Source organism: Streptomyces sp. NPDC127068 (assembly GCF_042724695.1).
Classification (GTDB): domain Bacteria; phylum Actinomycetota; class Actinomycetes; order Streptomycetales; family Streptomycetaceae; genus Streptomyces.
Genome location: NZ_JBHXEN010000022.1, coordinates 36,565 through 63,456, shown reverse-complemented (window position 1 = coordinate 63,456; position 26,892 = coordinate 36,565). Strand labels below are relative to the sequence as shown.

20 protein-coding genes, 1 tRNA gene and 1 riboswitch are annotated in these 26,892 nt (G+C 74.0%); of the genes, 8 read left to right on the top strand and 13 right to left on the bottom strand.

Annotation, left to right across the window (positions count from 1 at the left end; translation table 11 throughout):
* Window positions 1–403 precede the first annotated feature (403 nt).
* Window positions 404–2,359, top strand: a complete 1,956-nt coding sequence (locus ACFWIA_RS16115; RefSeq protein ID WP_387004992.1) for a bifunctional glycosyltransferase 87/phosphatase PAP2 family protein — start codon at window positions 404–406, stop codon at window positions 2,357–2,359.
* Window positions 2,360–2,448: 89 nt separating this feature from the next.
* Here ACFWIA_RS16115 and ACFWIA_RS16110 read toward each other — a convergent pair whose 3' ends face one another.
* On the bottom strand, window positions 2,449–4,008 hold the full coding sequence (locus ACFWIA_RS16110) for a hypothetical protein (RefSeq protein ID WP_387004840.1): 1,560 nt from the start codon (window positions 4,006–4,008) through the stop codon (window positions 2,449–2,451).
* 627 nt (window positions 4,009–4,635) lie between these two features.
* Here ACFWIA_RS16110 and ACFWIA_RS16105 point away from each other — a divergent pair.
* Window positions 4,636–7,992, top strand: a complete 3,357-nt coding sequence (locus tag ACFWIA_RS16105) for a S8 family serine peptidase (RefSeq protein WP_387004837.1) — start codon at window positions 4,636–4,638, stop codon at window positions 7,990–7,992.
* 118 nt (window positions 7,993–8,110) lie between these two features.
* Here ACFWIA_RS16105 and ACFWIA_RS16100 read toward each other — a convergent pair whose 3' ends face one another.
* The 8 genes from ACFWIA_RS16100 to ACFWIA_RS16065 form a co-directional block, all read right to left on the bottom strand.
* Window positions 8,111–8,575 carry a transglycosylase SLT domain-containing protein gene (locus ACFWIA_RS16100; protein WP_387004834.1) on the bottom strand — a complete coding sequence of 155 codons (465 nt, stop codon included), beginning with the start codon at window positions 8,573–8,575 and terminating at the stop codon, window positions 8,111–8,113.
* Between the two features lie 329 nt (window positions 8,576–8,904).
* A complete protein-coding gene (locus tag ACFWIA_RS16095) occupies window positions 8,905–9,837 on the bottom strand; it encodes an ECF transporter S component (RefSeq protein ID WP_387004831.1) in 933 nt (310 codons plus the stop codon).
* Window positions 9,834–11,453, bottom strand: a complete 1,620-nt coding sequence (locus tag ACFWIA_RS16090) for an ABC transporter ATP-binding protein (RefSeq protein ID WP_387004828.1) — start codon at window positions 11,451–11,453, stop codon at window positions 9,834–9,836. Before ACFWIA_RS16090 ends, ACFWIA_RS16095 begins: the two co-directional genes overlap by 4 nt.
* On the bottom strand, window positions 11,450–12,658 hold the full coding sequence (locus ACFWIA_RS16085) for a CbiQ family ECF transporter T component (protein ID WP_387004825.1): 1,209 nt from the start codon (window positions 12,656–12,658) through the stop codon (window positions 11,450–11,452). Before ACFWIA_RS16085 ends, ACFWIA_RS16090 begins: the two co-directional genes overlap by 4 nt.
* Window positions 12,659–12,661: 3 nt before the next feature.
* Complete coding sequence (locus ACFWIA_RS16080; RefSeq protein WP_387004822.1) at window positions 12,662–13,384, bottom strand: SCO2322 family protein; 723 nt, start codon at window positions 13,382–13,384, stop codon at window positions 12,662–12,664.
* A complete protein-coding gene (locus ACFWIA_RS16075) occupies window positions 13,381–14,589 on the bottom strand; it encodes a prenyltransferase/squalene oxidase repeat-containing protein (protein ID WP_387004819.1) in 1,209 nt (402 codons plus the stop codon). Before ACFWIA_RS16075 ends, ACFWIA_RS16080 begins: the two co-directional genes overlap by 4 nt.
* Window positions 14,590–14,729: 140 nt before the next feature.
* Window positions 14,730–14,800, bottom strand: a riboswitch (cobalamin riboswitch).
* Window positions 14,801–14,864: 64 nt separating this feature from the next.
* Window positions 14,865–17,129, bottom strand: a complete 2,265-nt coding sequence (locus ACFWIA_RS16070; RefSeq protein ID WP_387004816.1) for an MDR family MFS transporter — start codon at window positions 17,127–17,129, stop codon at window positions 14,865–14,867.
* 674 nt (window positions 17,130–17,803) lie between these two features.
* Entirely contained in the window at window positions 17,804–17,953 is a 150-nt protein-coding gene (locus ACFWIA_RS16065; protein ID WP_387004815.1) for a hypothetical protein, read from the bottom strand.
* 75 nt (window positions 17,954–18,028) lie between these two features.
* On the opposite strand from ACFWIA_RS16065, the gene ACFWIA_RS16060 reads away from it, so the two are divergent.
* Window positions 18,029–18,832 (top strand): peptidoglycan-binding protein, encoded by an 804-nt coding sequence (locus ACFWIA_RS16060; protein ID WP_387004812.1) that lies wholly within the window; start codon window positions 18,029–18,031, stop codon window positions 18,830–18,832.
* Between the two features lie 100 nt (window positions 18,833–18,932).
* Here ACFWIA_RS16060 and ACFWIA_RS16055 read toward each other — a convergent pair whose 3' ends face one another.
* Together ACFWIA_RS16055 and ACFWIA_RS16050 are read right to left on the bottom strand one after the other, a co-directional pair.
* Complete coding sequence (locus tag ACFWIA_RS16055) at window positions 18,933–19,619, bottom strand: HAD-IA family hydrolase (RefSeq protein WP_387004809.1); 687 nt, start codon at window positions 19,617–19,619, stop codon at window positions 18,933–18,935.
* Window positions 19,620–19,978: 359 nt separating this feature from the next.
* Entirely contained in the window at window positions 19,979–20,560 is a 582-nt protein-coding gene (locus tag ACFWIA_RS16050; RefSeq protein ID WP_387004806.1) for a TMEM165/GDT1 family protein, read from the bottom strand.
* A 623-nt stretch (window positions 20,561–21,183) separates the two neighbouring features.
* Here ACFWIA_RS16050 and ACFWIA_RS16045 point away from each other — a divergent pair.
* The 4 genes from ACFWIA_RS16045 to ACFWIA_RS16030 all read left to right on the top strand — a co-directional run bounded on the left by ACFWIA_RS16045 (window position 21,184) and on the right by ACFWIA_RS16030 (window position 25,604).
* Window positions 21,184–21,891 carry a DUF1524 domain-containing protein gene (locus tag ACFWIA_RS16045; protein WP_387004803.1) on the top strand — a complete coding sequence of 236 codons (708 nt, stop codon included), beginning with the start codon at window positions 21,184–21,186 and terminating at the stop codon, window positions 21,889–21,891.
* 145 nt (window positions 21,892–22,036) lie between these two features.
* Window positions 22,037–23,764 (top strand): alkaline phosphatase D family protein, encoded by a 1,728-nt coding sequence (locus tag ACFWIA_RS16040; protein WP_387004989.1) that lies wholly within the window; start codon window positions 22,037–22,039, stop codon window positions 23,762–23,764.
* A gap of 158 nt (window positions 23,765–23,922) precedes the next feature.
* On the top strand, window positions 23,923–24,378 hold the full coding sequence (locus ACFWIA_RS16035; protein ID WP_387004800.1) for a DoxX family protein: 456 nt from the start codon (window positions 23,923–23,925) through the stop codon (window positions 24,376–24,378).
* Window positions 24,379–24,980: 602 nt separating this feature from the next.
* Window positions 24,981–25,604 (top strand): DedA family protein, encoded by a 624-nt coding sequence (locus ACFWIA_RS16030; protein ID WP_387004798.1) that lies wholly within the window; start codon window positions 24,981–24,983, stop codon window positions 25,602–25,604.
* Window positions 25,605–25,739: 135 nt separating this feature from the next.
* On the opposite strand, the gene ACFWIA_RS16025 is transcribed toward ACFWIA_RS16030, so the two are convergent.
* Window positions 25,740–25,988 carry a DUF2277 domain-containing protein gene (locus ACFWIA_RS16025; protein ID WP_387004796.1) on the bottom strand — a complete coding sequence of 83 codons (249 nt, stop codon included), beginning with the start codon at window positions 25,986–25,988 and terminating at the stop codon, window positions 25,740–25,742.
* A 131-nt stretch (window positions 25,989–26,119) separates the two neighbouring features.
* Here ACFWIA_RS16025 and ACFWIA_RS16020 point away from each other — a divergent pair, with 131 nt between their 5' ends.
* Window positions 26,120–26,464, top strand: coding sequence for a hypothetical protein (locus ACFWIA_RS16020; RefSeq protein WP_387004793.1), 345 nt, complete (start codon window positions 26,120–26,122; stop codon window positions 26,462–26,464).
* A gap of 170 nt (window positions 26,465–26,634) precedes the next feature.
* On the opposite strand, the gene ACFWIA_RS16015 is transcribed toward ACFWIA_RS16020, so the two are convergent.
* Window positions 26,635–26,706: transfer RNA gene (locus tag ACFWIA_RS16015), tRNA-Val, on the bottom strand.
* Window positions 26,707–26,892: the final 186 nt, after the last annotated feature.

The window sequence follows — 26,892 nt, the reverse complement described above, 5'->3', positions numbered from 1 at the left end:
GCGCGGCGCCCCTCGCGCGCCCTGCGCACCGCGCACTCCGGAGGGCGGGTGACGCCCGGAGAGCGGCCCGCACGAACCGGCTAGAGTGTGATCAAGATCGCATTCCGCGTTCAGCGCTGAGCCTTTTCCCCACTATCGTCGTCCGATCAAAAGTAAAGAGGCTGTCAGGTGAAGCGGGGGTTGCCTGCGTCTCTTCGCACGGGCAATGCGAGCCTCTTAGGGTCGGCCCATCGAGACAGGCCGTACATCGATGAGCGCAGTGAGCGAAACGGGGCGGGAGGGCCGACGCGGCGTGGCTGAGACGGAGCACGGACCAGGAGAGGCACGAGCAGCGAGACCTGGGGGGCCGACCGCAACGGCGGTGCACCCCCGGATCGCGGCCGTCCGCATCGGCCTGTGGCTGATGGCGGCGCTGCTCGCCGTCCGACAGGTCGCGGTGATAGTGCGACAGCCGCCCGATGAACGCCTCACCGACCTGGGGACCTGGATCGGCACGGACGGCGTGCTGCACGTCCCCGGGTCGGTCTACGACAGCGACCAGTTCACCGGTACCCCGTTCAACGGACTCGTACTCAAACCCTTCGCGAGCGCGGCCGAGGAAGCCCTCGGCTGGGGCTGGACCTTCGGGACCCTCCTGCTCGTGGCGGCCCTCGGCCTGGTCGCCGCACGCGCCCTGCCCGGGCCGGTGTCCCGCCGCACCGCACTGCTCGCCGCACCGGTGGCGGTCTGCCTGCTGATGCTGTCCCTCCCGGTGCGCAACACCCTGTACCTGGGCCAGACCAGCATCATCCCGGTGCTGCTGGTGCTGCTCGGCTGTTTCGCCGCCCGGGGAGAACGGGCCAGCGGCATCCTGATCGGCATCGGGGCCGCCTTCCAGCCGACCGTGCTGCTGTTCGCCCCGCTGCTGTGGCTGACCGGCCGCCGGAAGGCGGCGGTGTCGGCCGGGGCCACCTTCGCCGCGTGCTCCGCCCTCGCCTGGGCCGCGATGCCCGACGACTCGTGGACGTACTGGATCGAGCAGATCGCGGGCGCCGGGCTCGGCGCGACCCCGGACGGACTCGCCAACCAGTCCCTGCACGGGGCGCTGCTGCGGTTCGGGCTGAGCGGACCGCTGGAGTGGGCGCTGTTCCTGGCGCTCGCCGCCGCGGTGGTCTTCCTCGGCCTGCGCCGGGCCGTGCGCTACGCCCAGGACGGGCAGCTGCTGCTCGCCGTCGCCATCACCGGCTGCGTCGCCGCCGCGGTGTCGCCGACCGCCTGGCAGCACCAGTTGCTCTGGGTGTTGCTCGCCGTCGTCGGCCGGGTCGGCAAGCGCGCCGCCGACCGGCCGGTGTGGCCCGTCGCCGTCATCCTGGCGATGACGCTGCCCGCGAAGATGATGTTGCCGAACATGGGCGTCATGCATCCGCTGCGGGACAACGTGATCCTGATCGCGGCGCTCGCCGCGGCCTGTTTCGTGCCGTTCCTGTCGCGGACCTCGCCGCACTACGACGACCCGACGCCCACCCAGTACGCCGCCCCCGTGCCCGCCCGCTGGAAGTGGGTGCCGCTGGTGCCGTTCTGGCGGCGGGTGCTGAGCCGACCGAACCTGCTGCTGGAACTGCTGCTGATCCGGGTCGGCTACTCCGCTTACCAGCAGGTGCGGCTCGCGGCCACCTCGGGACGGGAGACCGCGGAGGCGCACGGCGAACAGATCCACGCCATCGAGAAGGCGCTGTTCATCGACGTCGAGCACTGGGTGAACCACCAGGTGGTGAGCCTGCCGTGGCTTGAGGACTTCTTCAACTTCTACTACACGTCCTTCCACTTCGTGGTTCCGCTGACCGTGCTCGGACTGCTGTACGTGCGGCGGCCGGTGGACTACCGGTGGGCGCGGACCGGGCTGGCCTTCGCCACCCTGCTCGCGCTGCTCGGGTTCTGGCTGTACCCGCTGGCTCCGCCGCGGCTGATGCCGGGTCTCGGGTTCGTCGACACCATCCACGGCGTGCAGGACTTCTCGAAGCCCGACTACGGAACCCTGACCGGGCTCACCAACCAGTACGCGGCGATGCCCTCGCTGCACTTCGGGTGGTCCCTGTGGTGCGGGGTCGTCATCGTCATCCTCGCCCCGAAGGCGTGGATGAAGCTGTTGGGCGCGCTGCACCCGGCGATCACCCTGGCGACGATCGTCGGCACGGCGAACCACTGGGTGCTGGACGCGGTGGGCGGGGGCGCCGTGGTCGCCGCGGGCTTCGGGCTCGGTTACCTGTTCGCCGGGCCCCGGGCCAGGCGGGCCGGGACCGAGGAGTCGGTCAAGATCCCCGAGCAGAAGGGCCCCCCGGCCGAAGCGTTGAGCGGCGCCTCGGCGGGCCGGAAGAGCTGACGGCCCCGGAGGAGTCGGGAACGCGGAAGGGGGGCGCGGCGTCACACGCCGCGCCCCCCTTCTGTGTTCTCACGTTCTCGCTCCGACGGTCAGGAGCAGGTCCCGCTGCTCGGGCGGGCCCCCCAGGACGACTCGATGCGGTACGTGCCGGCCTCGGGGGCGACGAGGCGGGTGTACTCGCCGTGCGGCTCCAGACAGGCGCCCTCGACCCGTAGCCACGGCGAGTGGGCGATCCGCACCGTGGAGGACCCGGCGCTGCCCATCCGGACGGTGACGTCCGTGCTGCTGGAGTCGAGCACGGTGCCCGGTGCGGAGGCCAGCGGCACGGCGTCCCGCACCCGGTAGACGCGCCAGTGCGCGTCCCGCCACACCGGTTCCAGCCACTCGGGCTCCGAGCGGACCAGCGCGGCTTCGGCCCGCGCGGGGCCGTCCGGCTTCCCGTCGTGCAGCACCACGAACCCGACGGCCCACCGGTCGAGCCAGTCGCGGTACGTGGTCTCGGAGAACGATCCGTCGTAGAAGAGCCGGCCGCGCTCTACGTCGAGCTGCCGGTTCCAGCCCCGGGCGAGGTTCATGTGCGGGGCGAAGGCGCTGGCCTCGCGGTGGTTGCGGGCGGGCACGACCTCGATCCGCGTCCGGTCCGCGCCGAGCCGTTCCAGCTCGGCGATGACGTCCTCGGTGTTCTTCGCCCAGGCCGGCACCTTGGTGGACACGATCAGGTCGTCCACGGTCTTGTGGGTCAGCCAGACCGAGGACAGCACCAGTGCCACCGCGAGCACGGCCCGGCGCAGCCGGTCCGCCTCGGGCACCAGCAGCGCGGCGAGCAGCACCGCGGGCGCCGCCAGCAGGGCCAGGCGCTCCACGTTGGTGCCGATCGGCGAGGAGATGAGGTGGCTGAGGACGACGCCGACGGCGTAGATGAGGGCGCCCAGTCGGACGACGCGCCAGCGCTTGGGCGCGGCGACGGCCACCGCCAGCGCGAACCCGGCGGGCTCCAGGATGCGACCCGCGGGCATCGGTTGTTCGCCCTTGAACGGGAAGAGCAGGGTGGTCAGGCCGACGACCGCGGCCGGGGGCACCAACAGGACCAGGGCCGGGCCCCAGCGCCGCACCAGGAACCACGCACCGCCGGCGACGACGAGGAACAGCCCGGACACCGGACTGGCCATGGTGGACAGCAGCGCCAGCACCGCGGCCCGGACCAGCGCGGGGCGGGGTCCGGTGAGGACGACCAGGGCGGCGAACCCGAAGGCGAGGCCGAGCGCGAAGGTGGTCCGACCGGAGGCGACGTCGCACCACAGGGCGATCGACAGCAGGGCCGCGGGGCCCAGGGGGCGACGGACTCCGGTGCGCTCGACGAGCAGGGCCGCGAACCAGGTGGACACGATGCCGGAGGCGACGGTCACCGCCGGCACGCCGACGACCGCCATGAGGTACGGGGACAGCAGGCTGTAGTTCGGCACGTGCATGCCGCCGTACCAGAAGAGGTTGTACGGCGAGCCCGGGTTCTCGGTGGCGAACCGCGTCCACGCCACCTGCGCGGCGAGGTCACCGGCACCGGTCGCGAGGAACGCCCACCACAGCGCGTACAACGGCAGCGTGGGGACCGTGACGAGCAGCGGCACCCGGTAGCGGCAGGCGAAGGCCACCAGGCGGTGCGGTGCGGTGCCCGCGGCCCCGGGTCCGGTGCCCGATTCCCCCGGGGCCGGCCGCGCCGCGGGGACTCCGGAAGGCGCCAGCGTCTGTGACCGGAGGGCTCCGGCACGCGCCTGCTGTGACGGGAGCTCCGGCGCCGCGTCCGTACGGGGCGTAGTGAGGGCTGACGGCTCGGGAACCACGATGACCGTTTCTGCTGGGCCCGGAGGGCGGTGGACGGACGAGTACGTCAGCCTAGACGCGCCACGCCGGGGAAACGTTCACTGCCCCGGGATTCCGGCCCGCCGATGGGCCCGGCCCGGGGCGCGGCATCCAGCGGACCCACGGCTGCCGTGCGCCCGCCCCTCGACGGACGGGGCGCCCGCGCGACTGACTTGGCGGCCCGGCCGGGGGGGCGGGCCGCCAACCGGCCCGCCCCGCTCCGGGTGGCGGCCGGCCGCAGGGTCCACCAGGGGTGACGGCCCCTGACTCCGCAAGGTGACGGGAGTCACCTCCCTGCTCCTCGGGGGAAACCCGCCGCTCGGCTGGCGCGATCGCGCCGGGTGCGTCGAAGGCGCGGCCGGAGCGGGCGGACGGCTGGTCGAATCTGCCTCTCCGACTCTGTCCCTCTGGGGGGAGACATGCAGATTCAACGCACCAGAGCGCGAACCCTCGTGGCCGCGCTGGCGACCGTCGCGGGCCTGACGGCGGGGCTGACCACCCCGGTGTCGGCCCTGCCCGGCGCCGAACCGCCGGACCGCTCGACGACCGGAACGAAGAAGCCGAGCACCGGGCCACTGCGGACCGTCCCGCTGCTCACCGGGGACCGGGCCGTGGTGGACGAGAAGGGCGGCCTCGTCTCGGTGGAACGGGCCGCGGGCCGTGAACGGATCGCCGTCGAGAGCTACGAGGTCGACGGCCACACCCACGTCGTCCCCGCCGACGCCCGGCCGCTGATCGACAACGGCACGCTCGACCGTCGACTGTTCGACGTCACCGAACGCGCGAAGGCGGCCTACCGCACCCTGCACGGCAGCGGGCTCAAGGTGATCGTCCGCTACGGGGACGGGGCCCGCTCCCGGGACGCCGCCCGCTCGCAGGTGCGGGGCGCCGACGGCACCCGGCTCGCCCGGAGCCTGGCCACCTTGGGGGCCGACGCCCTGACCGTCTCCCGGGACGGCGCGGCGGAGCTGTGGAACGCCCTCACCGACCCCCGGGGCTCCGGTGGCCGGGCCGCCGCGCCGGGCATCGACCGGGTCTGGCTGGACGCGGTCACCGAGGCGAGCCTGGACAAGAGCGTCCCCCGGGTCGGGGCACCCGCCGCCTGGCAGTCCGGGTACGACGGCACCGGGGTGAAGATCGCCGTGCTGGACACCGGAGTGGACGCCACCCATCCTGACCTCGCGGGGCGGGTGGTCGCCGAGCAGAACCTCACGGACGCGGCCGACACCAAGGACCACCAGGGCCACGGCACCCACGTGGCGTCGACGGCGGCGGGCAGCGGAGCCCGGTCCGGCGGCACCCACAAGGGGGTGGCGCCCGGTGCTTCGGTGCTCAACGGCAAGGTGTTGAACGACGGCGGGAGCGGGCTGCTGTCCTGGGTCGCCGCCGGCGCGGACTGGGCCGCGGCGCAGGGCGCGGACATCGTGAACCTGAGCCTGAGCGCCGACGACACCCCCGAACTGGACGTGATGGAGGTCCAGGTCAACACACTGGCGCGGACCAAGGGCGTGCTGTTCGCCGTCGCGGCCGGGAACGCGGGCCGCGGTTGGCTGGGTTCGCCGGCCACCGCCGAGGAGGCGCTGGCGGTGGGTGCGGTCGACGCCGCCGACAAGGTCGCGGACTTCTCCGGCAGTGGCCCCGGCGTCGGCACCGACCTCGTCAAGCCGGAACTCACCGCGCCGGGCGTCGACATCAAGGCCGCGGCCAGTTCCCTGACGGACGGCGGGGCGGACCCGAGCGGGTACACCCCGATGAGCGGCACGTCCATGGCGGTGCCGCACGTCGCGGGCGCGGCGGCCCTGCTGAAGCAGCGTCACCGGGACTGGACCCAGCGGGAGTTGAAGGGCGCCCTGATCGCCTCCGCGAAGGACACCGGCGATCCGACCCTCGTCCAGGGCACGGGTCGGCTCCAGGTCGACCGGGCACTGGGGCAGACCGTCTTCACCGACCCGGTCTCCCTGGGCTTCGGGACGGCGCAGTGGCCGCACCACGACGACGTTCCGCGCACCAAGGAGGTCACCTATCGCAACACCGGGTCCCGGGACGTCGTCCTGGACCTGAGCGTGACGGGCGAGGACCAGCAGGGGCGGCCCGCTCCGCAGGGCTTCTTCGCGCTCGGGTCGCCCCGGGTCACGGTGCCGGCGGGCGGTAGCGCCTCGGTCGGGCTGACCGCGGACACCCGGCTCGGCGGCGACGTCGACGGGCAGTACACCGCCGAGGTCGTCGCCACCGGGGGCGGGCAGACCGTGCGGAGCGTCGCCACGGTGCACCGCGAGGTCGAGTCGTACGACCTGACGATCGAGACCCTCGGGCGCGACGGCCTGCCGACCGCGGAGCACGCCACCTCCCTGAACGGGCTCACCGGGCTCGCCAAGGGGCTGTACGAGCAGCCGCACGACCCCTCGGGCACCGCCCGGCTCCGGGTCCCTGCCGGTGACTACGCCCTCGTCAATCCGGTGTACGTCGATCTGAACGACGCCTCGAAGGGGGCGGACCTCCTCGTCCAACCCCGGCTGCGGCTCACCAAGGACACCCGGGTCACGGTGGACGCGCGTACCGCCCGCCAGGTCGACATCACCGTTCCCGACGCCGGGGCCGCACCGGTGAGCGCGAGTCCCACCTTCAAGGTGAGCTCCGGGGAGCACACCCGGAACTTCGTGTGGGCACTGCCTTCCTACACCGCCCTGCGCACCGCGCACCTGGGCGAGCGGGTGCCCGACGGATGGCTCACCCAGCAGTGGGGCGGGCAGTGGGTGAACGGGCGCGGTGAGGAGTACAACACCGTGCACCTGATCCGGCCGAACGCCTTCACCACCGGCTACGTGAAGCGGTACCGGCACTCCGAGCTGGCGACGGTGCGGGCCAGGATCGGCTCCTCGGTCCCCGGCAAGGAGGGCGCGCTGTTCATGTGGCCCCTGGTGGAAGGGGGCACCAAGGCTCCCACCGCCCGCGTCCCCCAGCGGGTGCCGGGCGGACGCGAGGTGCACGTCTCCGCACTGCCCGGTGTCGCCTGGGACATGGAGTACCGGCAGTACAGCGGCGCCGTGGGCGAGTGGGGGCCGGTCTCCGAGGTCTGGCAGAGCCTGCCCGCGCCGGAGACCTACCGCCCCGGGCGCACCTACCGCAAGGCGTTCAACACCGGGGTGCTCGGCCCCCGGCTGGGCGACGGCTTCGGGCTGTACCGCGCGGGGAACGAGATCTACGGTGCGGTGCCGCTCTTCTCGGACGCCCGACGGAACCTGGGCTCGTCCGACCTCACCTCGGTGCGGACGACCCTGCACCGGGGGGACGTGCTCGTCGGGGAGAACGACGACGCGCTGTTCGGCTGGAAGTCGTTCCGGGTGCCTGCGGACGAGGCCGAGTACCGGCTGAGCACCTCGGTGACCCGGGCCGCGACGGTGGCCACCAACGCGTCCCGGGTGGACGCGAGCTGGACCTTCCGCTCGGCCGCCGGGCCGGCCGGCGAGACGCGGCTGCCCGCCTCGGTCACGTGGTTCGACGCCCGGGTGGCACCCGACGGGACGGTCCCCGCGGGCCGCGTCCAGGTGTTCCCGGTCCGGGTGGAGGGCACGGCCGCGGGCACCGCGGTGCGCTCCCTCACCGTGCACGCCTCGTACGACGGGGGCGCCAGCTGGGACGAGCGAGAGGTACGGGACGGGAAGGTGAGCGTGCGGAACCCGGCGGCGGGTCAGGACGTCTCGCTGCGGGCCCGGCTCGTCGACCGGGACGGCAACGTCTCGACGGTGACCGTCCACGACGCGTACCGGGGTCGCTGACCCGGTGACGTAGCGGAAGCGGGAACGGACGCGGGAACGAAGGAACGGCGGCACCCGGTCGGGTGTCGCCGTTCTGTCGCCCCGGTGGGGGGTCGTGCGGAGGTCGAGCGGGGGCCGCTCAGTACCAGCTGTTGGCCTTCCAGAAGTTCCAGGCGCCGACGGGGCTGCCGTAGCGGTCCTCCATGTAGTCGATGCCCCACTTGATCTGGGTCTCGGCGTTGGTGCGCCAGTCCGAGCCGTGGGTCGACATCTTGGAGCCGGGCAGGGCCTGGACCAGGCCGTAGGCGCCGGAGGAGGAGTTCTGCGCCGTGACGTCCCAGTTGGACTCACGGGTGACGATCTTCTCGAAGGCGGCGTACTGCGAGTCGTTCGCGATCAGCTTCTTCGCGATCGCCTTGGCCGACGTCGCCTGGGCCGCCTTGGCGGTCACCGGGGCTGCCTGCGGCGCGGTGGCGGCCTGGGCCGGGGCTGCGGCGAGCAGCATTCCGGTCGTGGCGGCGGCGACGGCGACACCGGTCAGGGCCTTCTTGGGGGACGCGACACGGCGGAGCAGGGAAGCAGAGGTGGCGAACGAGACAGACACTGCGGACCTTTCGGCCGGGGACAAGGACGGTCACCCGCGTTCCGTCCCCACGGCGGTGCCGGGGTGGGGAATGCGAGGGCGCCGCGGCCCGGGTGGGCTCGTGGCGCCTTGCGACTCGGTCCAGAGAAACAGGTTCGGGAACGTCCCGCAATCACCCCTTTTACTAGTGGGAGTCGCATGTGCCGGACCGACCCCTGTTGTGACGTGGCTCTCAAACCGCAGGTCAGACCCCCTGACGACGCGAACACGTCAAGGCGATCCGGCTACGACCCCGCCTAGTGGAGGGCCGAAGCCCTGTGGGATGCCTCACCGGCCGCCCCCCGCCCCGCTCACGGACCGCGGTCGGGGCCGCACTCGGTGGGGCCGGTGGATGTGACCGGCGTCGCAGGAATCGGGTCGCGCGCGGGCCCTTCGGTGACCGCGGACCCGTCCGTGGACGCGGACCCCTCGGTGAACGCGGGGCGGGCGTCGAACGCCGCCCGCCGGGTCGCGCGCCGCAACGCCTTCAGGACCGTGCCGCCCAGCGCCAGCGTGAGCACGGCGGTGAGCACCGCCCGCCCGAGGTCCCACCCCAGCGAGGTGGCCAGGCAGTAGGCGAGGAACCGGACGAGGTTCTCCGGGACCGGGTCCCCCGGCCGGAAGGCGACGGACGAGGTCAGCTCCCCCATGAACGGCCAGCCGGCGAGGTTCATCACCGTGCCGTACGCGAACGCCGCGACGAACCCGTACCCGGCCAGCAGCAGCCGCTCCCCCGCACCGCGCAGCCGCTCGGACCCGGGCAGCAGTCCGGCGCCCAGGGTGAACCAGCCCATGGCCAGCATCTGGAACGGCAGCCACGGGCCGACTCCGCCGGTCAACAGCGCCGAGGCGAACATCGTGACCGAGCCCAGCACGAAGCCGAAGCCGGGCCCGAGCACCCGCCCGCTCAGCACCATCAGGAAGAACATGGGCTCCAGGCCCGCGGTCCCCGCGCCGAGGGGCCGCAGCGCGGCGCCCGTCGCGGCCAGCACGCCGAGCATCGCCACCGCCTTCGCGCCCAGTCCGGACTCGGAGATCGTCGCCGCGACCACTCCGATCAGCAGCACCAGCAGGGCGGCGAAGAGCCAGGGCGCGTCCTGCGCGTGGGCGTTCACCGAGGAGGCGGGAGCCGCCAGGAACGGCCAGCCGAAGCCGGCCACCCCGACCGCGCCGACCAGCAGCAGCGCCGCGGCGGACCGGGGCCCCCACCGCACCGCCCGCGCCGTACCGTCCGGACGGTTCATCGCAGGGCCTCCCGCACCTGGGCCACGGTCAGCCACGGCCCGCTCCCCAGGACCTTGGCGACCTGCGGGGCGAAGGACGGGGAGGCGAGGACCACCTCGGCGGCGGGACCGTCCGCGACGACCTCGCCCTCCGCGAGGATCAGCACCCGGTGCGCGAGTTCCGCGGCCAGCTCCACGTCATGGGTGGCAAGCACGATGGCGTGGCCGTCGGCGGCGAGCCCCCGCAACACCCCGACCAGCCGGGCCTTGGCCGCGTAGTCGAGGCCCCGGGTGGGTTCGTCGAGCAGCAGCAGCGGGGGGCGGGCGGCCAGGACGACGGCGAGCGCGAGGGCCAGCCGCTGTCCCTCGGAGAGGTCACGCGGATGGGTGTCGTCGGTGATGCCGGGCAGCAGCTCGGACACCAGCGCCCGACAGGTGCCGGGCGGGGCCTGGGCGTCCCGGTCGGCGGCGGCGCACTCCGCGGCCACCGTGTCGGCGTACAGCAGGTCGCGGGGTTCCTGGGGAACGAGTCCCACCCGGCGGACCAGGTCACGCGGTCGGGTGCGGTGCGGCACGGCGCCCCCGACCCGGACGGTGCCCCGGGTCGGCTCCACCATGCCGACGAGCGCCGACAGCAGGGTGGACTTCCCGGCGCCGTTGCGGCCCATCAGGGCGACGGTCTCCCCCGCCCCGAGGGTGAGGTGGACCCCGCGCAGCGCCTCGACCGTGCCCCGTCGCACGCCCAGGCCACGGACCTCGGCGACGGGCGCGGCAACCACCGGAGCCGCGGGTGGTGCGGGCGGGGGCGCGTCGGCGAGCCGGTCCCGCAGCGGCGCCGCCCGGCGCCGCGCGTCCCGGACGCTCAGCGGCAGCGGTGACCAGCCGGCGAGCCGCCCGAGGGCGACGACCGGCGGGTGGACGGGCGAGTGGGCCATGACCTCGGCCGGCGGGCCCAGCACCGGGCGGGCGTCGAGGCCGGGGCCGGGGCCGGGCAGCAACAGCACCTGGTCGGCGTACTGCACCACGCGTTCCAGCCGGTGCTCGGCCATCAGGACGGTGGTCCCGAGGTCGTGCACCAGCCGCTGGAGGACGGCGAGCACCTCCTCCGCTGCGGCCGGGTCGAGCGCCGAGGTCGGCTCGTCGAGGACCAGGACCCGGGGGTGCGGGGTGAGGACCGAGCCGATGGCCACCCGCTGGCGCTGGCCGCCGGACAGGGTGGCGATCGGCCGGTCCCGCAGCTCGGCGAGGCCCAGCAGGTCGAGGGTCTCCTCGACCCGGCGGCGCATCACGTCCGGGGCGATGCCCAAGGACTCCATGCCGTAGGCGAGTTCGTCCTCGACGGTGTCGGTCACGAAGTGCGCGAGCGGGTCCTGACCGACGGTGCCCACGACATCGGCGAGTTCGCGCGGCTTGTGGGTGCGGGTGTCCCGGCCCGCCACGGTGACCCGACCGCGCAGGGTGCCGCCCGTGAAGTGCGGCACGAGTCCGCTGACGGCGCCGAGCAGGGTGGACTTGCCCGCCCCGGAGGGGCCGACGAGCAGGACGAGTTCGCCTTCCGGCACCGCGAAGTCGGCGCCCGCGAGCGCGTCCCGCCCGGCGCCGTCGTACCGCACGGACACGTTCTCGAAACGGATCACGAACCCTTCGCCTCCTTCGACGGCCCCGCAGGATCGGGTGACCCGGCCGGGCGTTCCGTACGTCGTGGCGGCGCCGGTGCGACGAAGGCAGGCAGCAACCCGAGCAGGATCGCCGCGGCCGGCCACAGCGGCAGTTCGGGAGCCGTCAGCGGCACCACCCCCGGCCGCAGCACCTCGGCGGCGGCCCCGCCGAACGTCCCCCACCCGATCAGTACCGCCGCCGCGCACGTCCCCGACCCGGCGACCAGCCAGGCCCGCGGCCCCCACCCGTCGGGGCGGTAGCGGGTGCGCACCGAGCGACGGCCGCCGAGCCACAGCCCGCCGAGCGCGGTGCACAGCCCGAGGAGCAGCAGCGGCAGCGCGTACCCGGCGCCGTCCGCGCCGAGCAGTCCGTACGTCCCGGCGCACACTCCGAGCAGCCCGCCCAGGGTGAGCGCGGCGGTCAGGCGGCGCACCGGGGCCGGGACGAAGGCGGTGCGCCCGTAGCCGCGCGCGTCCATCGCCGCGGCGAGGGCGACGGACCGTTCCAACGCGCCCTCCAGGACCGGCAGCGCGACCTGGAGCAGCCCGCGCGGTCCGCGGTCCGGGCGGCCCCGCAGCCGCCGGGCGGCCCGCAGCCTCCGTACGTCGGCGATCAGGTTCGGGGCGAACGTCATCGCGACGACGACGGCGACCCCGACCTCGTACAGCGCGCCCGGGAGCGACTTCAGCAGCCGGGACGGATTGGCCAGGGCGTTCGCGGCGCCCACGCAGATGAGGAGGGCGGCGAGCTTCAGCCCGTCGTAGAGGGCGAAGACCAGTCCTTCGAGGGTGACCCGCCCGCCGATCCGCACGCCCTCGGCCCAGGCGGGCAGCGGCAGCTCCGGCAGGGTGACCAGGACGTGCGTCCCGGGGATCGGCGATCCGAGCAGCACGGCGAACACCAGCCGGATGCCGAGGACCGCGAGCGCGATCTTCACGAACGCGCCGTACGAACGCGCCCACGGCGCTTCGGTGCGGCGGGCCGCCACGACGTATCCGGCGACCGCGACGAGCAGCCCCAGCAGCAGGGGGTTGGTGGTGCGGGACGCCGCGACCCCGAGGCCCAGGGCCCACACCCACCAGGCACCGGGGTGCAGCGCGTTCGCCCGGTCCGCGGACGGCGCCGCGAGACGGGCCGACCGCGGTGCGGTAACCGGACGGGACGGGGAGGGGCGCTCGGACATGCGTCAGCCCCGGCGGCGGGAGCGCCAGACGGCGGCGGCGCCGAGGGCCGCGACGGCGGCGGCACCGACGTAGAGCCCGGCGGACGGCCCGCCGCCTGCGTCGCCCTCGCCGGCTTCATCGGATTCGCCGGCTTGGTCCGCGGCGGGCCGCTCGGGTGTTGTCGCCGGGTCGCCGGAGACCTGTTCGCCGCAGCCGGTGCGGGGGTAGCCGTCGATGGCGCAGAGCAGTGCGTTGCTGTCGTAGCGCAGCGGCTTGGCGACGGCGGCCAGGGCCTCGGCGCTGGTCGCGTCGGTGCCGACCCGCGCGCACGCGGTGCGGGCGGCCGGCGGGGTCTCGCCGCCGGGGGCGTCGGCCGGGGTGCCGGAGTCGATGACGAGCGCGACCCGCTTGGTCCCGTCGCGCGGGGCGGTCGCGCCGCAGATCCCGGCGAAGTCACGGGGGCCGCGGGGCTTCGCCGCGTCGCCGGAGTTCTCGCTCACCGAGAAGCGGAAGCCCTGGACGTCCCCGTCGGCGGGGCGGGCGAGCGCCGGGCCCTGGGTGGCGTACGTCCAGGAGCCGTCGGTGAGGTCCCAGAAGGACCAGTAGCGGTATCCGGCGGCCTGCGCGGGCGTTGCGGTGAGGAGGGCCACGGCGAGGGTGGTGAGCAGCGCCGTCAGCACGGCCGCCACCCGGCCGGGGGCGCGGGCGGGTACGGCAGGTGCGGGGGCGGGGGGCGTGGCGGTCACTGCTGCCGCTTCCGGCGGCTGACCAGGAAGCCGATGCCCGCCCCGAGGAGGAGCGCGGGGCCGATGATCCACCCGGCGGCGGGGCCGTCGTCGTCCTTCCCCGCGGCCTGGTCACTCGCGCGCGGCTCGGGGCCGGTGGCGTTCAGCCCGGCGACCAGGTCGGTGCCGCCGAAGTCGCGCGGGTCGGCGCCGGTGGCGTGGGCGGCGAGCACCAGTTGGGCCCAGGCCGCGGGGCCGGTCTGCTTCGCCCAGGCGACGGAGTTGCGTTCCAGCCAGGTGACCGCGGGGGCGGCCCGGTCACCGAGTCCGGCGGCGGCGAGGGCGACCACGGCGTCCGCAGTGTTGCCGTGGTCGGGCTGGTCGTCGGCGCCCGGCAGGCTGCTCCCCAGGTGCCCGTCGGCCTTGAGCACCCCGACGAGGTGGGCGGCGCCGTTGCGGGCGGCCTCCTCGGCGGTGCGGGGCTCGGCGCAGTCGCGCGGGGCGGCATCGGGTGCGGCGGTCGGGGCGAGGGTGCGGTCGAGGCCGCCGAGCACTCCGGCGGCGGTGGCGTCGTCGTTGGCGACCAGCGCGCCCTTCTTGTCCGGCTGGTAGGCGAAGGCGCCGCCGCCCCCGGCCGTGCAGGGCACGGTCAGCGCGAGGAGCGCGTCGTGCGGGGTGGTGCCCTCCGCGGAGCGGACCTGCGCGGGACGGGCACCGGTGGCGGTGAGGGCGCCGACGACCAGGCCGGTGGAGTTGGTGTCGCTGGGCGCCCCGGGCAGGTAGCCCCAGCCGCCGTCCGCGTTCTGGACGGACTTCAACCAGTCCACGGCGTCCCCCGTCGCGTCGTCCTGCCCGCCGAGGGCGGCGAGTGCCTGGACGGCGGCGGCGGTGCTGTTGGTGTCGACCGGCGTCTTGGCGTCGCACGGGTCGTCCGGAGCGGCCCGGTACGCGGCGAAGGCGCCGTTCGCGCACTGCTGGCCGGTGAGCCAGTCGACGGCAGCGGCGGCGGGGGCGACCTCCGCGGTGTCCTGGGCGAGCATCGCCAGGGACTGCCGCCAGACGCCGTCGTAGGTGGGGTCGGTGGTGCCGTACAGGCCGGTCGGGAGCTTGGCGGACGGGGAGGGCGAGGGGGTTCCCGCGGCCCGGTCGGCGAGGGCGACGGGGGCGGTCACCGTGCCGAGCACCGCGGTGGCGGCGAGGACCGCGGCGATGCGGCGGATGTTCATGGTCGGCGTGTGCCCTTTCGCTGCGGGTCGGGCGCACGGGCACGCGTCGCTGGGGCGGCTCCGGGCGGCTCCGGCCCCGTGTTCCTCGACGGTGCCCGTCACCGGTTCCCGGTGGCGTGAGCCGGTCACGTCGACGTACGGGGTGCTCCGGCTGGCGCCCGGTGGGCGGCTCACGGTTGCGGGTCAGCGCCGGACTCGCACCGGCTTCCCCCCGTGGGGACGTGATGACGACCCCCCATGCTACCGGTCGCCCGGCCCTCCCCCCGGTGGACGTCTCACGGCATCGGCCCGGTCGGCGGTGTGGACGGCGGCCCGGTCTCCGGCCCGGTCGATGGCCCGGTCGATGGCCCGGCGGACGGGCCTGTGCCGGACGGGGCGCCGGTACCGGGCAGACCTGTGCCGGACGGGGCGCCAGTGTCGGACGGGGTGCCGGTGCCGGGCAGGCCAGTGCCCGACGAGGCGCCGGTGCCGGGTGCGGGGTCCGCGACCGCGCCGGGTCGGGGCGGGCCCTTGGGACGCTCCGCGTGGGACCCGCACAGCTCCGCGCTCAGGGTCCGGACGAGGACGGTGAGGTCGGCCGGCCGGTCCGGTCCCCACCAGTCGCCGAGCAGTTCGGCGAGCGACTCCTCCCGCGCGGCGGCCAACGCGTCGGCGGCCCGGCGGCCCCGCCGGGTCAACGTCAGCCCCAGCCCTTCCCGGGCGCCGAGCCCCCGCTCCTCCACCTGTCGGGCCGCCGCGGCGACCACCTCGAAGGGCACGTTGCCGCCCTCCGCGAGGATCGACGGCTCCACGACCCCGTGCCGGCGCATCCGCAGCAGCAGCCAACTGCTCGCGGGGAGCAGGTCGTACCCGGCCCGGCGGGTGATGGTCTCGTAGATCCGCCGCCGCCCCTCGCGGGTGCCGAGGACGGACAGCGCCCGGGCGCACTCGTCGTGCGAGGAGCGCTGGACGGGGTTGCTGGCCAGCGTCTCGGTGCCGTCGGGAACGGTCACCGAGCCGCGCAGCCGGTCCTCGTGGAGGAACCAGGCGAGGACGAACCCGAAGAGGGCCACGGGCACCGCGTACAGGAACACGTCGGTGATCGCCGAGGCGAAGGCGTCGAGCACGGCGGGCCGCACGGCCGGCGCCAGCCGGTCGAGTCCCCGGGGATCGGCCGCGAGCGAGGCCGCGTCCACTCCGGGGGGCAGCGCCTGCCCGCCCAGCGCGGCGGTCAACTTGTCGGTGAGGCGCCCCGCGAAGACGGACCCGAAGACGGCCACTCCGAAGGACGCCCCGATGGACCGGAAGAAGGTCGCCCCGGACGTGGCGACGCCCAGGTCCTCGTACGCGACCGCGTTCTGCACGATCAGCACCAGGACCTGCATCACCAGCCCGAGGCCCAGCCCGAACACGAAGAAGTACGCACTCGTCACGGCCGTGCTGGTGTCCGGGCCGAGGCGGTGCAGCAGCAGGAGGCCCAGGGCGGTGATCCCGGTGCCCGCGACGGGGAAGACCTTCCAGCGGCCGGTGCGGCTCACGATCTGCCCGGACCCGGTGGAGGCGAGCAGCAACCCGATGACCATCGGCAGCATGTGCACGCCCGACATGGTCGGCGACACGCCCCGGACGATCTGGAGGAACGTCGGCAGGTACGTCATCGCCCCGAACATCGCGAAGCCCACGACGAAGCTGATCAGCGCCGCGAGCGTGAACGTCCGGATCCGGAACAGCTTCAGCGGCAGCACGGGTTCCGCGGCCCGGCGTTCGACCAGGACGAACGCCCCGGCCAGCAGCACCCCGAGCACCGTCAGGCCGATGATCCGCGCCGAGCCCCAGGCCCAGGTGGTGCCGCCGAGGGAGGCGACCAGGACCAGGCAGGCCGCGACCGAGGCGATCAGGAAGGTGCCGAGGTAGTCGATGGTGTGCCGGGCGTCCCGGTGCGGGATGCGCAGCGCGGAGGCGATCACGACCAGGGCGACCGCGCCGATCGGCAGGTTGACGTAGAACACCCATCGCCAGCTCAGTTGTTCGGTGAGCAACCCGCCCAACAGCGGTCCGAGCACGCTCGTGGTGCCGAAGACCGCGCCGAACAGCCCCTGGTACCGACCGCGTTCCCGGGGCGGGACGAGGTCCCCGACGATCGCCATGGACAGCACCATCAGTCCGCCGCCGCCCAGCCCCTGGAGCGCGCGGAAGCCGATGAGCTGCGGCATGCTCTGGGCGGCCCCGCACAGCGCCGAGCCCACCAGGAAGATCACGACGGCGGTCTGGAAGAGCTTCTTGCGGCCGTACTGGTCGCCGAGCTTCCCCCACAGCGGGGTGGCCGCGGTCGACGCCAGGAGGTAGGCGGTGACGACCCACGAGAGGTGGTCGAGGCCGCCGAGGTCGCTGACGATCGTGAGGAGCGCCGTGGACACGATGGTCTGGTCGAGCGCGGCCAGCAGCATGCCGAGGAGCAGCGCTCCGATCGAGACCATGACCGAGCCGCCGAGCCCGTCCTCACCGGCGGCCCGACCCCGCCGCGGGAGGGTCCCTTCCCGCCCCTGTTCACCACGTGTCATGCACACCTCCTGAGCGGATCTGCGCGCTCCGCACCTCCCATCGTGGTGCGTGGACCCAGGTCCGGCCTGTCGGGAGCGGGGGGACGCGGTGCCTGCGGGGCCGCCCGGTTGTCTGCATAATCGCCTTCAACCAAGGGGAGGGGACCCAGACGGTGAACCGACAGACATGTCCACGGTGCGGGGTGCCGCAGGGTGCGCAGGCACCCGGCGGCTGCGAGTGCGCGGCACGTACCGATGGGACGGCACGGGGAGCCGGCCCGGCCACCGATCCGACACACCCGTCCGGGCCACCGGACCCGACCCGCCCGCCGCAGCCCGCGGACCCGCAACAGCACACCGAACTCACGGACCACACCGGACAGTTCGCCCGCCTCCAGGTGCGTCCTTACCTGGGCCAGGGACAGCCGGACTCCCCCACGAACGCCTTCGGGCCCGGCGCCCCGCCCGGCCCTCCGCCCCGACCGGGGCCGCCCCCGCCCGACTCCCCCACCCAGCCCCTGCCCCGGATGGCGGCGGGCGTCGACGGCGCGCCCCCGGGGCCCGTGCCGCCGTTCGACGACGCGGCCGGCCCCCCGGCGCAGGAGCAGGCTCCGCAGGCGCCCGTACCGGGCCAGACGCCCTCGCCGGGGCAGGGGTACGGGCCGGGGCAGGCACCTGCGCAGGGACCGGCGCCCTCACCGGGACATGGTCAGGGCCAGGGCCAGCACGGACAGGGACACGGGCAGGCTTACGGTCAGGCGCAGCCGCAGCCCCAGCCGCACCCCGCGGACGGAGAGGTCGGGTGGACGGTCGAACAACCGGCGGCGGGCTTCCAGGCTCCCCACGACCCCGCGCCCGCCCCGCCCCCGGGACCCGGCCGGGTCCCGGGACCCGGCCACGGCGTGCCGGAGCAACCCACCATGAGCTTCCCGCACGGTGTCCGCGGCGAGGCGGAGGTGGGCCCCCGGCCGGCCCTCGCCACCGACGGCCCGGGCAGCCCCGGGCGGCACCGTCCGGGCCCGCGTGACCGGCACGAGCCCCCGGAGCCCGACCCCCGGGCCCGCCGGCGCCGCCTCGCACTCATCGCCGCTTCGACCGTGGCGGTCGCCGCGGCCGGCGTCGGCATGGTCGCCGGCGGGGTCTTCAGCTACGACAAGCCCCGGCACGACAAGGCCCTGCCGGACATCGACACCACCATCCCTGGCACCTCGGCACCGCACACGACGCCCACCGGGAAGCCCTCGGCGGGATCGACTCCGTCGAACAGGGCGACGAGCCAGGCTCCCTCGACGACCCCCTCGGCGAGCTCGTCCGCCTCGACCGAACCGGCCGCCCCCGGAGCCACGACGAGCCCGTCCAAGAGCCCGAGCGAGAAGTCCACCGCCCCCGGTTCCACGGCTCCGTCCAACTCCGCGTCCCGCCCGGCGGAATCGACACCGCCACGCTCCGACGGCACCCTGCGCGCGGGCGACCGGGGCGCGGCGGTACAGGACCTCCAGCAGCGGCTGTGGCAGATGCGTCTCTACACCGGTTCGCGCGACGGCGTGTTCAACTCCGAGGTGGAGCAGGCCCTCACCCGTTACCAGATCGCCCGGGGCATCTCCGAGGAGCGCGGCACGTACGGCCCGTTGACCCGGGGCGTCCTGGAGTCCGAGACCTCGGCCTCCGGCGGGGGCGACGGAGGCGGCGGCGAGGGCGGCAGGAGCGGCGGCAACGACGACTGACGGCCCGCCGACCCGCCGGCCTGACAGCGCCGTCAGGCCGCCGGACCGTCAGGCCGTCGTCAGCCCATCAGGCCATCAGGCCGTGAGTGCGGGAGTGCCGTCAGTTCAGGGTGAGTCGGAGCATCCCGTCCGCAGCCGCGTCCACCCGGATGCGGGTGAGGTCGTCGACCTGGACGGTGGCCCCGTGCTCCGCCGCGCGGGGACCCACGCCGACCACGCGCATGCCCGCGGCCAGCCCCGCGGCGATCCCGGCCGCGGAGTCCTCGAAGACCACGCAGTCGGCGGCCGGCACCCCCAGTTCCGCGGCGCCCTTCAGGAACCCCTCGGGGTCGGGCTTGCTGGCCCCCACGTCCTCCGCGGTCACCCGGACCCGGGGCAGGGCGAGGCCCGTCGCCCCCATCCGGGCGGCCGCCAGCTCCCGGGTCGCGGAGGTCACGAGCGCGTACGGCGCGGCCAGCGCGGCCAGCGCGGCGAGGAAGGCGGGGGCGCCCGGCACCGGGACGACCCCGTCCAGGTCCGCGGTCTCCTCGGCGAGCATGCGGTCGTTCTCCGCGTAGTTCTCGGCCATGGGCCGGTCGGGCAGCAGCAGGGCCATGGAGGCGTACCCCTGACGACCGTGCACGACCGACATCACCGCATCGGGGTCGAGTCCGTACCGGGCGGCCCAACGCCGCCAGCAGCGCTCGACCACGGCGTCGGAGTTCACGAGGGTGCCGTCCATGTCCAGGAGGAGGGCACGGGTGGTCAGAACGGCGGTGTCCGGCGTCGGTGTGGCCGTCATCGGCATGCTCCCAGGGTGAGGGTGGGCGCCGCGGAACGCGCTGGCGCACGGAACGGAACGGTCAGGACCCCGCGTGCCAGGGTGGGACCGGCGCGGGCGGGGCCCGGTGAGCCCCGGGAGCCCTCAGGGAGGTGCACCCGGTGGACGGGAGGGCCGGTCACCGCGGGGCGCGGGCCCGCGCACGGCAACCGGCGGTCCGGACGACGACCACCCGGACGACGACCGCCCGGGCCGGGCCGCCGGCGGGGCCGGGCGGGCGCACGGGCGGCGCAGCGGACCAAGGTGGCCCCGCCCGCTGGTCAGGGAAGGCGAGCGGAACCACTTTGTTCAAACACGGTACAAAACAAACGGCGTGAATGCCACCGTCAGCCGGCCACCGCCTCGTACAGGCTCCAGATGCCGAGGCCCAGCATCAGCAGCGCGGCGATCCGGGTGATGAGCGCCAGCGGCACCCGCTTCATGAGCGCCTTGCCGCCCACGATCCCGAGCCCGGCCACGGCCCACAGCGCCAGTACGGCGCCGAGCCCGACGGAGAGCGGGTCGTCGTAGCGGGCGGCCAGGTTCGCGGTCATGATCTGCGTGAGGTCACCGAACTCGGCGACCAGGATGAGCATGAATCCGGCGCCGGAGACCTTCCAGAAGCTCTGGTCCTCGGGCTGGCGGATCTCCTCGTCCCCATCGCTCTTCTTGAACGCGAGCACGGCCGCGCCGCCGAGGAACAGGACGCCCGTGATGGCGCTGAGCAACCGTTCCGGGAGCAGGGTGAGCACGCTCCCCGCGGCGACGGCGAGCGCGACGTGGACGGCGAAGGCCGCCGCGACCCCGGCGAACACGTACGAGGCCCGGTACCGCGTGCCCAGGACCAGTCCCGCGAGCGCGGTCTTGTCCGGCAGCTCGGCCAGGAAGACGACGCCGAAGACGAGCGCCACCACACTGATGCTGATCAAGGTTCCTCAATCGGTCGGGCTGCCCCACCGAGAGTCACTGCGAACGACGCCCTCGGCACGGCAGCGCTCCACACGCGCACGGGTGTGCGCGTGAGCACTGCTGGCCGAAGGTCTCGCTGGCCGGACCCGGTGTACGGGCCCCGCCTCCGGGCGCCGGCTCAGACGAGCTGAGCAGTATGTCGACGGTCCGGCGAAGAGCTACTCCCCTTCTGCTGGCCCCATGGTACGCGAGAGCGGCGGGCCCACCCCGGGACCTTCGTCACCCGCACCCCCCGAGCGGCCCGCGGCCGGCCCGGAGATTCCGGCGGATCCGGACCCGCCGGACAGGGGGCCACCTCCACCCGATCCACCCGACGCACCTGGGGGCGCGCCCTCGCACGGCCGTGGACACCCCGCGCACCCCACCGCGGGACGGCGCACGACGGAGCACGGAACACCCGTCCACTCCGGGAGGATTCACAACTCTTCACCTCCATACGGAACGTGATCCTCCGTTATCCCTCTTGATTTGACGTGACCATGCCGCAACCCTGTTGTCTGGCACTCACTCTCCGGAAGTCCCCGGACGCCGCCACGGCCGCGCCCGCCCGGCGCAGCCGCCCCATGACGATCAGGGAGCCCCCATGTCCCGTGGCCACGCGCGCCAGTCCCCCACCGACACCCCGCCCGCCACCCCGTCCGCGATCGGCGACCGCCCCCGTACCCGCCGGTTCGGCGCCGTCGTGGCACTGACGACCGGACTGTCCGCCATCGCCGCCCTCACCGGCCCGCCCGCCCAGGCCGCGCCGCCCACCCCGGTGAACGCGGCCACCGCCCGCGCCTACCTCGCCCAGCTGAACGAGGCCCCCGAGGGCTCGTCGGCCGGCTACAGCCGGAGCAAGTTCCCGCACTGGAGCACCGTCTCCGGCACCTGTAACACCCGTGAGGTCGTGCTCGAACGCGACGGCACGAACGTGGTGCAGGACGCCAATTGCGCGGCCGTGTCCGGCACCTGGTTCTCCGAGTACGACGACGCCACCTGGACCCTCGCATCCGACCTCGACATCGACCACGTGGTCCCGCTGTCCGAGGCGTGGCGCTCCGGAGCCGACAGCTGGACCAACAGCACCCGCCAGGGCTTCGCCAACGACCTCGTCCGTCCGCAGCTGATCGCGGTCACCGACAACGTCAACCAGGCCAAGGGCGACAAGGACCCTGCCGAGTGGCTGCCGCCCAGCACGTCGTACCACTGCCTGTACGCGCGGATGTGGGTGCAGGTGAAGAAGCACTACGCCCTCGACGTCGACACCGCCGAGAAGGTCGCGCTCCAGGGCATCCTCAACTCCTGCTGACACCCTCCCCCACCTGGGGGAACGCGCCTCTCCCAGCTCCAGACGGGGGACCCGCAGGACGGCGGCCACAACCGCGCCGGCGGGAACCGGCCAGCCCTCCACTGGCGTTCCGTACCGTACGGGGCGACAGAGGAGAGTGATCACCATCACGGTGCTACGCCTGGGGCCACTGCTGAGGTACGTCGACGACTCGTCGGCGACCGTGTGGATCGAGACGGGCCGTCCGTGCACCGCCGAGGTGCGCTGCGCGGACGGTTCGGCCGGCGTGACCCCGACCTTCCAGGTCGCGGGACACCACTACGCACTGGTCACGGTCCGGGGGCTGACTCCCGGCACCGCCACGGAGTACGAGGTGCTGCTCAACGGGACCCGGGTGTGGCCCCCGTCGCACTCCACGACCCCGTCGGCCGTACGGTTCCCGGCCTCGGTGATCAAGACCCTGGCGACCGACGGCACCGGCGACCCGAGCAGTCCGGTACGGATCGCCTTCGGTTCCTGTCGCTGGGCCGCGCAGCCCCCTGGGGAACAGGACCCGATCGGCCCGGACGCACTGGACGCGCTGGCCGCCCGACTGGCCCTCGACCCCGAGGTCGACCAGCACCGCCCCGACGCCCTGCTGCTCTTGGGCGACCAGGTGTACGCCGACGAGGTGTCCCCCGCGACCCGCCGCTGGCTCGCCACCCGTCGCGACCTCAGCGAACCCCCGGGCGCCCAGGTGACGGACTACGAGGAGTACACCCGGCTCTACTACGAGTCGTGGCTCGACCCCGCGGTCCGCTGGCTGCTGTCCACCGTCCCGTCCTGCATGATCTTCGACGACCACGACGTGATCGACGACTGGAACACCAGCGCCGCCTGGCTCACCGAGATCAGGTCCACCCCCTGGTGGCGCGAGCGGATCCTCAGCGGTCTGATGTCGTACTGGGTGTACCAGCACCTCGGCAACCTGCCCCCGGACGAGCTCGCCGACGACGAACTCTTCGCCCGGGTGCGCTCGACCCCCGACGGCACGGACGCGCTACGGGCCTTCGCCGCCGAGGCCGACGCCGAACCGGGACGGGTGCGCTGGAGCTACCGCCGCGACTTCGGACGCGTCCGGCTGCTGATGGTCGACACCCGCGCGGCCCGCGTGCTGGACGAGGACCGGCGCGCGATGCTCGACCCGGACGAGGCACGCTGGTTGCGGAAGCAGGCCCACGACGCCCCCGGAAGCTACGACCACCTCCTGATCGGCACCTCCCTGCCCTGGTTGCTACCGCCGCTGGTCCACGACGGCGAGGCGTGGGACGCGGCACTGTGCCGGGGCGACCGGGGCGAACGTTGGGCACGCTTCGGCGAGCGGCTGCGCCGGCGGGCCGACCTCGAACACTGGGCGGCCTTCCCCGAGTCCTTCGCCCAACTGACCTCGCTGATCGCCGAAGCAGGCTCGGGCCCGTCCGCACCCGCAGCGGTGTACGTCCTGTCCGGCGACGTCCACCACGCGTACCTCGCCGAACCGACCGAGTGGCCCCTGGGCCCCGACCCTGCGGCCCGCGTCCTCCAACTGACCTGCTCCCCCGTCCACAACTCCTTCCCCGCACACCTCGCCTGGGCCTTCCGCTTCGGCTGGAGCCGGTTCGCCACCGCACTCGGACGGGTCCTGGCGGGTCACGGACGCACCGGCGCGCGCGAGCTGAAGTGGTCCAAGCGCGGCGGACCGTGGTTCGGCAACCAGTTGATGACCCTGACCCTGCGCGGACGGGAGTCGTGGCTCCGGCTCGACCGGGCACGGCCGGAAGCGAACGGCGGAGCCCTACTGGAAGAGGTGCTGGAGACGATGCTCACCCCGGCGGCGGGAACACCGGCCGACTCGGGGCGCACCACCCGCGGATGAGCCGGATCCGGTCTGTGGGGGCAGCGCCGCTCAGGGATCACACAGGGACCACACAGGGACTACATATGGCCAAATGTTGAACTTGCAAGCACTCATTAGGTCAACCTAACCTGTGGCTTCACTCGGTTACGTCCCCACCACACCGAAGGAGTCCCCCCATGACTGGACGTCTCAACAACGCCCAGCCCTACGCTCTCGGCCTGTTCCGCATAGTCGTTGGCCTGCTCTTCGCCTGCCACGGCGCCGCCTCCCTCTTCGGCGTCCTCGGCGGCGCGCACGGCGGCGGCACCGTCTCGGCCGGCACCTGGCCAGGTTGGTACGCCGCGGTCATCCAACTCGTCGGCGGCGGCCTGGTCATGATCGGCCTGGGCACCCGCGCCGCCGCGTTCATCTCCTCCGGCTCCATGGCGTACGCCTACTTCAAGGTGCACCAGCCGGAAGCCCTGTGGCCGCTCCAGAACAGCGGCGAAGCCTCGGCGATGTTCTGCTGGGCGTTCCTGCTGCTGGTGTTCACCGGCTCGGGGGCCTTCGGTCTCGACCGGCTGCTCTCCTCGCGGTCGCGGAACGAGGAGGGAAAGCAGTCCCGGCAGGAACCCGCCGCGGCCTCCGTCTGATCCCCCGGGGCACTCAGGCACTGAGCGCCGCACACTGCGCACCGCGCACCGCGCACCGCGGCACCGCTCGCCGGGAGACTCCGGCAGTCGGGGCACCGGTAGCCGAGGCCGAGCCCCGAGACCTGAGCCCCGGGTCCTGAGCCCTGAGCCCTGAGCCCTGAGCCCGACCTGACACCCGGCACGACATCCGCTCACCCCGCTCAGTCCCCTCACCCCGACACCAACCGGGCCGGCGTCCACCCGGGCGCCGGGAGGGTGGCGGGCGGCGGAACCGGACAGGAACCCAGCCCCGGTCCGGACCACCTCGTGCAGCACCTTCGGGCCCGCGCGGCGCCCCATCCCCCCCGCCGCGCGGGCCCACCCACCGCACGCTCGCACCCCGACCGCCGCGCAGGCACCTGTACCTCATGCCCGCGCCCGCCTCAAGAGCACCATCAAGCCATCTTCCCGCCCGCCGAGGGTGAACACCGCGTGGAGAACATTTGAGCCCCCGGTGGATCACAGGAACGAACCTCCGCGTACGCTGTATGGCTGTCACCAAGCGCCGCCCCTGCCGCACCACGCGACATCGCGGCATCGCGATGCCGACCGGGGGAGATTCGGTGCTGGAGAGTATGGGCCCATTGACCGGGAGCCCATGGATCTACGCCATTGTGGCGATTTCCGTCCTTTTTGATGTGTTCCTACCGATTCTGCCCAGCGGCGTCCTCGTGATCGCGGCAGCCACGGCCGCCGCGGCGGGGACCGGGGCGGCCACCGGCCAGGTCCCGCACGACGTGCCGGACATCCTGGCCCTGATCCTGTGCGCCGCGACCGCGTCGGTCCTCGGCGACTTCTGCGCGTACCGGCTGGCCCGACGCGGCGGTGCGAGGTTCGACCGGGCCATCGCCCGCTCCCGCCGGCTCACCTCCGCACAGGCCCGACTCGGCTCGGCGCTCGCGCGGGGCGGCGGGCCCCTGGTGGTGATCGCCCGGTTCGCCCCGGCGGGCCGTTCGCTCGTCTCACTCGGCGCCGGCGCCGCACAGCGCCGCAACCGCGACTTCCTGCCCTGGTCCGCACTCGCGGGCATCGCCTGGGCCGGCTACAGCGTGGGGCTCGGCTATGTGGGGGCGCAGTGGCTGGGCGCGACCTGGCTGGCGGCCGGGGTGTCCCTGCTGGCGCTCTTCGGGGCGGGGGCCGGAGCGGCGTACCTGATGCGACGCCCCGTCGCGACCACCACCACCTGAAGCCTTCCCCTAGACACCCGAACCCGGGCGGTCACGGCCGCGTCCGGGTACCCGGTCACGGCCGGGTCCGGGCCCTGTCGCGGCAGGGCGCCCAAGAGGCGGGGCGGGCGGGACTCAAGAAGCGGAGGCGGGACCTCAGGAGGCCGGGGCCGAAACGTGGGCCTTGTCCGCGGACCGGCCCCTGACCTCAAGCCCGGCCAACAGCTCCGCCGTGGCCGCGGCCACGGCCTCCACGGCGGCGTCGAACACCTCACGGTTGTGGGCGGCCGGGGCCCTGAAGCCGGAGACCTTCCGCACGTATTGCAGCGCGGCGGCCCGGATCTCGTCCTCGGTGGCCTCTTCGGGGATGACGGGCGGACGGAGCGTCTTGATGCTGCGGCACATGACCCCAGTGTCCCTCCACGGACCCGACGGCTCCAAGCCCGCACCGGCATGACGGCGCACCCCTGCCCACCCCACACCGCGGGGGCATCCACGACTCGCTCGATAAATTCGAACAGGCGTACCATTCCCGCGTGACTGCCCCCTATGACTTCCCGAGCGACCTCCTGGCCGGCCAGGAGGAACTGCACCAAGTACGCGCGGAGCTCATCGACCTGCTCAAGCGCCTCCCCTGGTCGGTGGAACCCCTCGACGGCTTCAGTGACGCGACCAGCTGGCGCAGGGTCGAACGCCCCGCCTCCCCCGGCTGGACCCCCGACGAACAGGCCCAGGTGGAGAAGCTCCGCGCACGAGAGCGTGAACTCGCCGTCTTCGTCACCTGTCACCGCTACTGGGCCGAGGTCACCGCCCCCGACCAGGTCAACGCCCGAGCCGCCCTGAAGCACGCCCACGGCGCCCCGCCCGGCCCGCCGCCCTGAACGGCGGTAGGGCACCGGGTCCCATGCGTACCGGGCCCGCTCACCGCACCCGCCCTCCGGGCTTCCGCGCACACGAAAACGGCCCCCGGAGCCACGTACTCTCCAGGGACCGTTCCGACATCACACGGCATCAGATCGGCCGGGGATCACACCAACACGACCGATTCCGGTGGGCGCGGACGGTTTCGAACCGCCGACATCTGCCTTGTAAGGGCAGCGCTCTACCACTGAGCTACGCGCCCGGGATGAGTCGACAGCCTACCTTGCTTCCTGCCGGGCCCCACAAACCCCTTTCCCGCAGCGGCCGGGGGGTTATCCCCACCCCAGATCCGGTAGGGACCCCGATGCCCGTGCGGACCGTTCCTCCCTATCGTCGAATCACGCTCCGACGGCAGCCCGCGAGGCCCGCCGACCCGCCGACCGGCGAG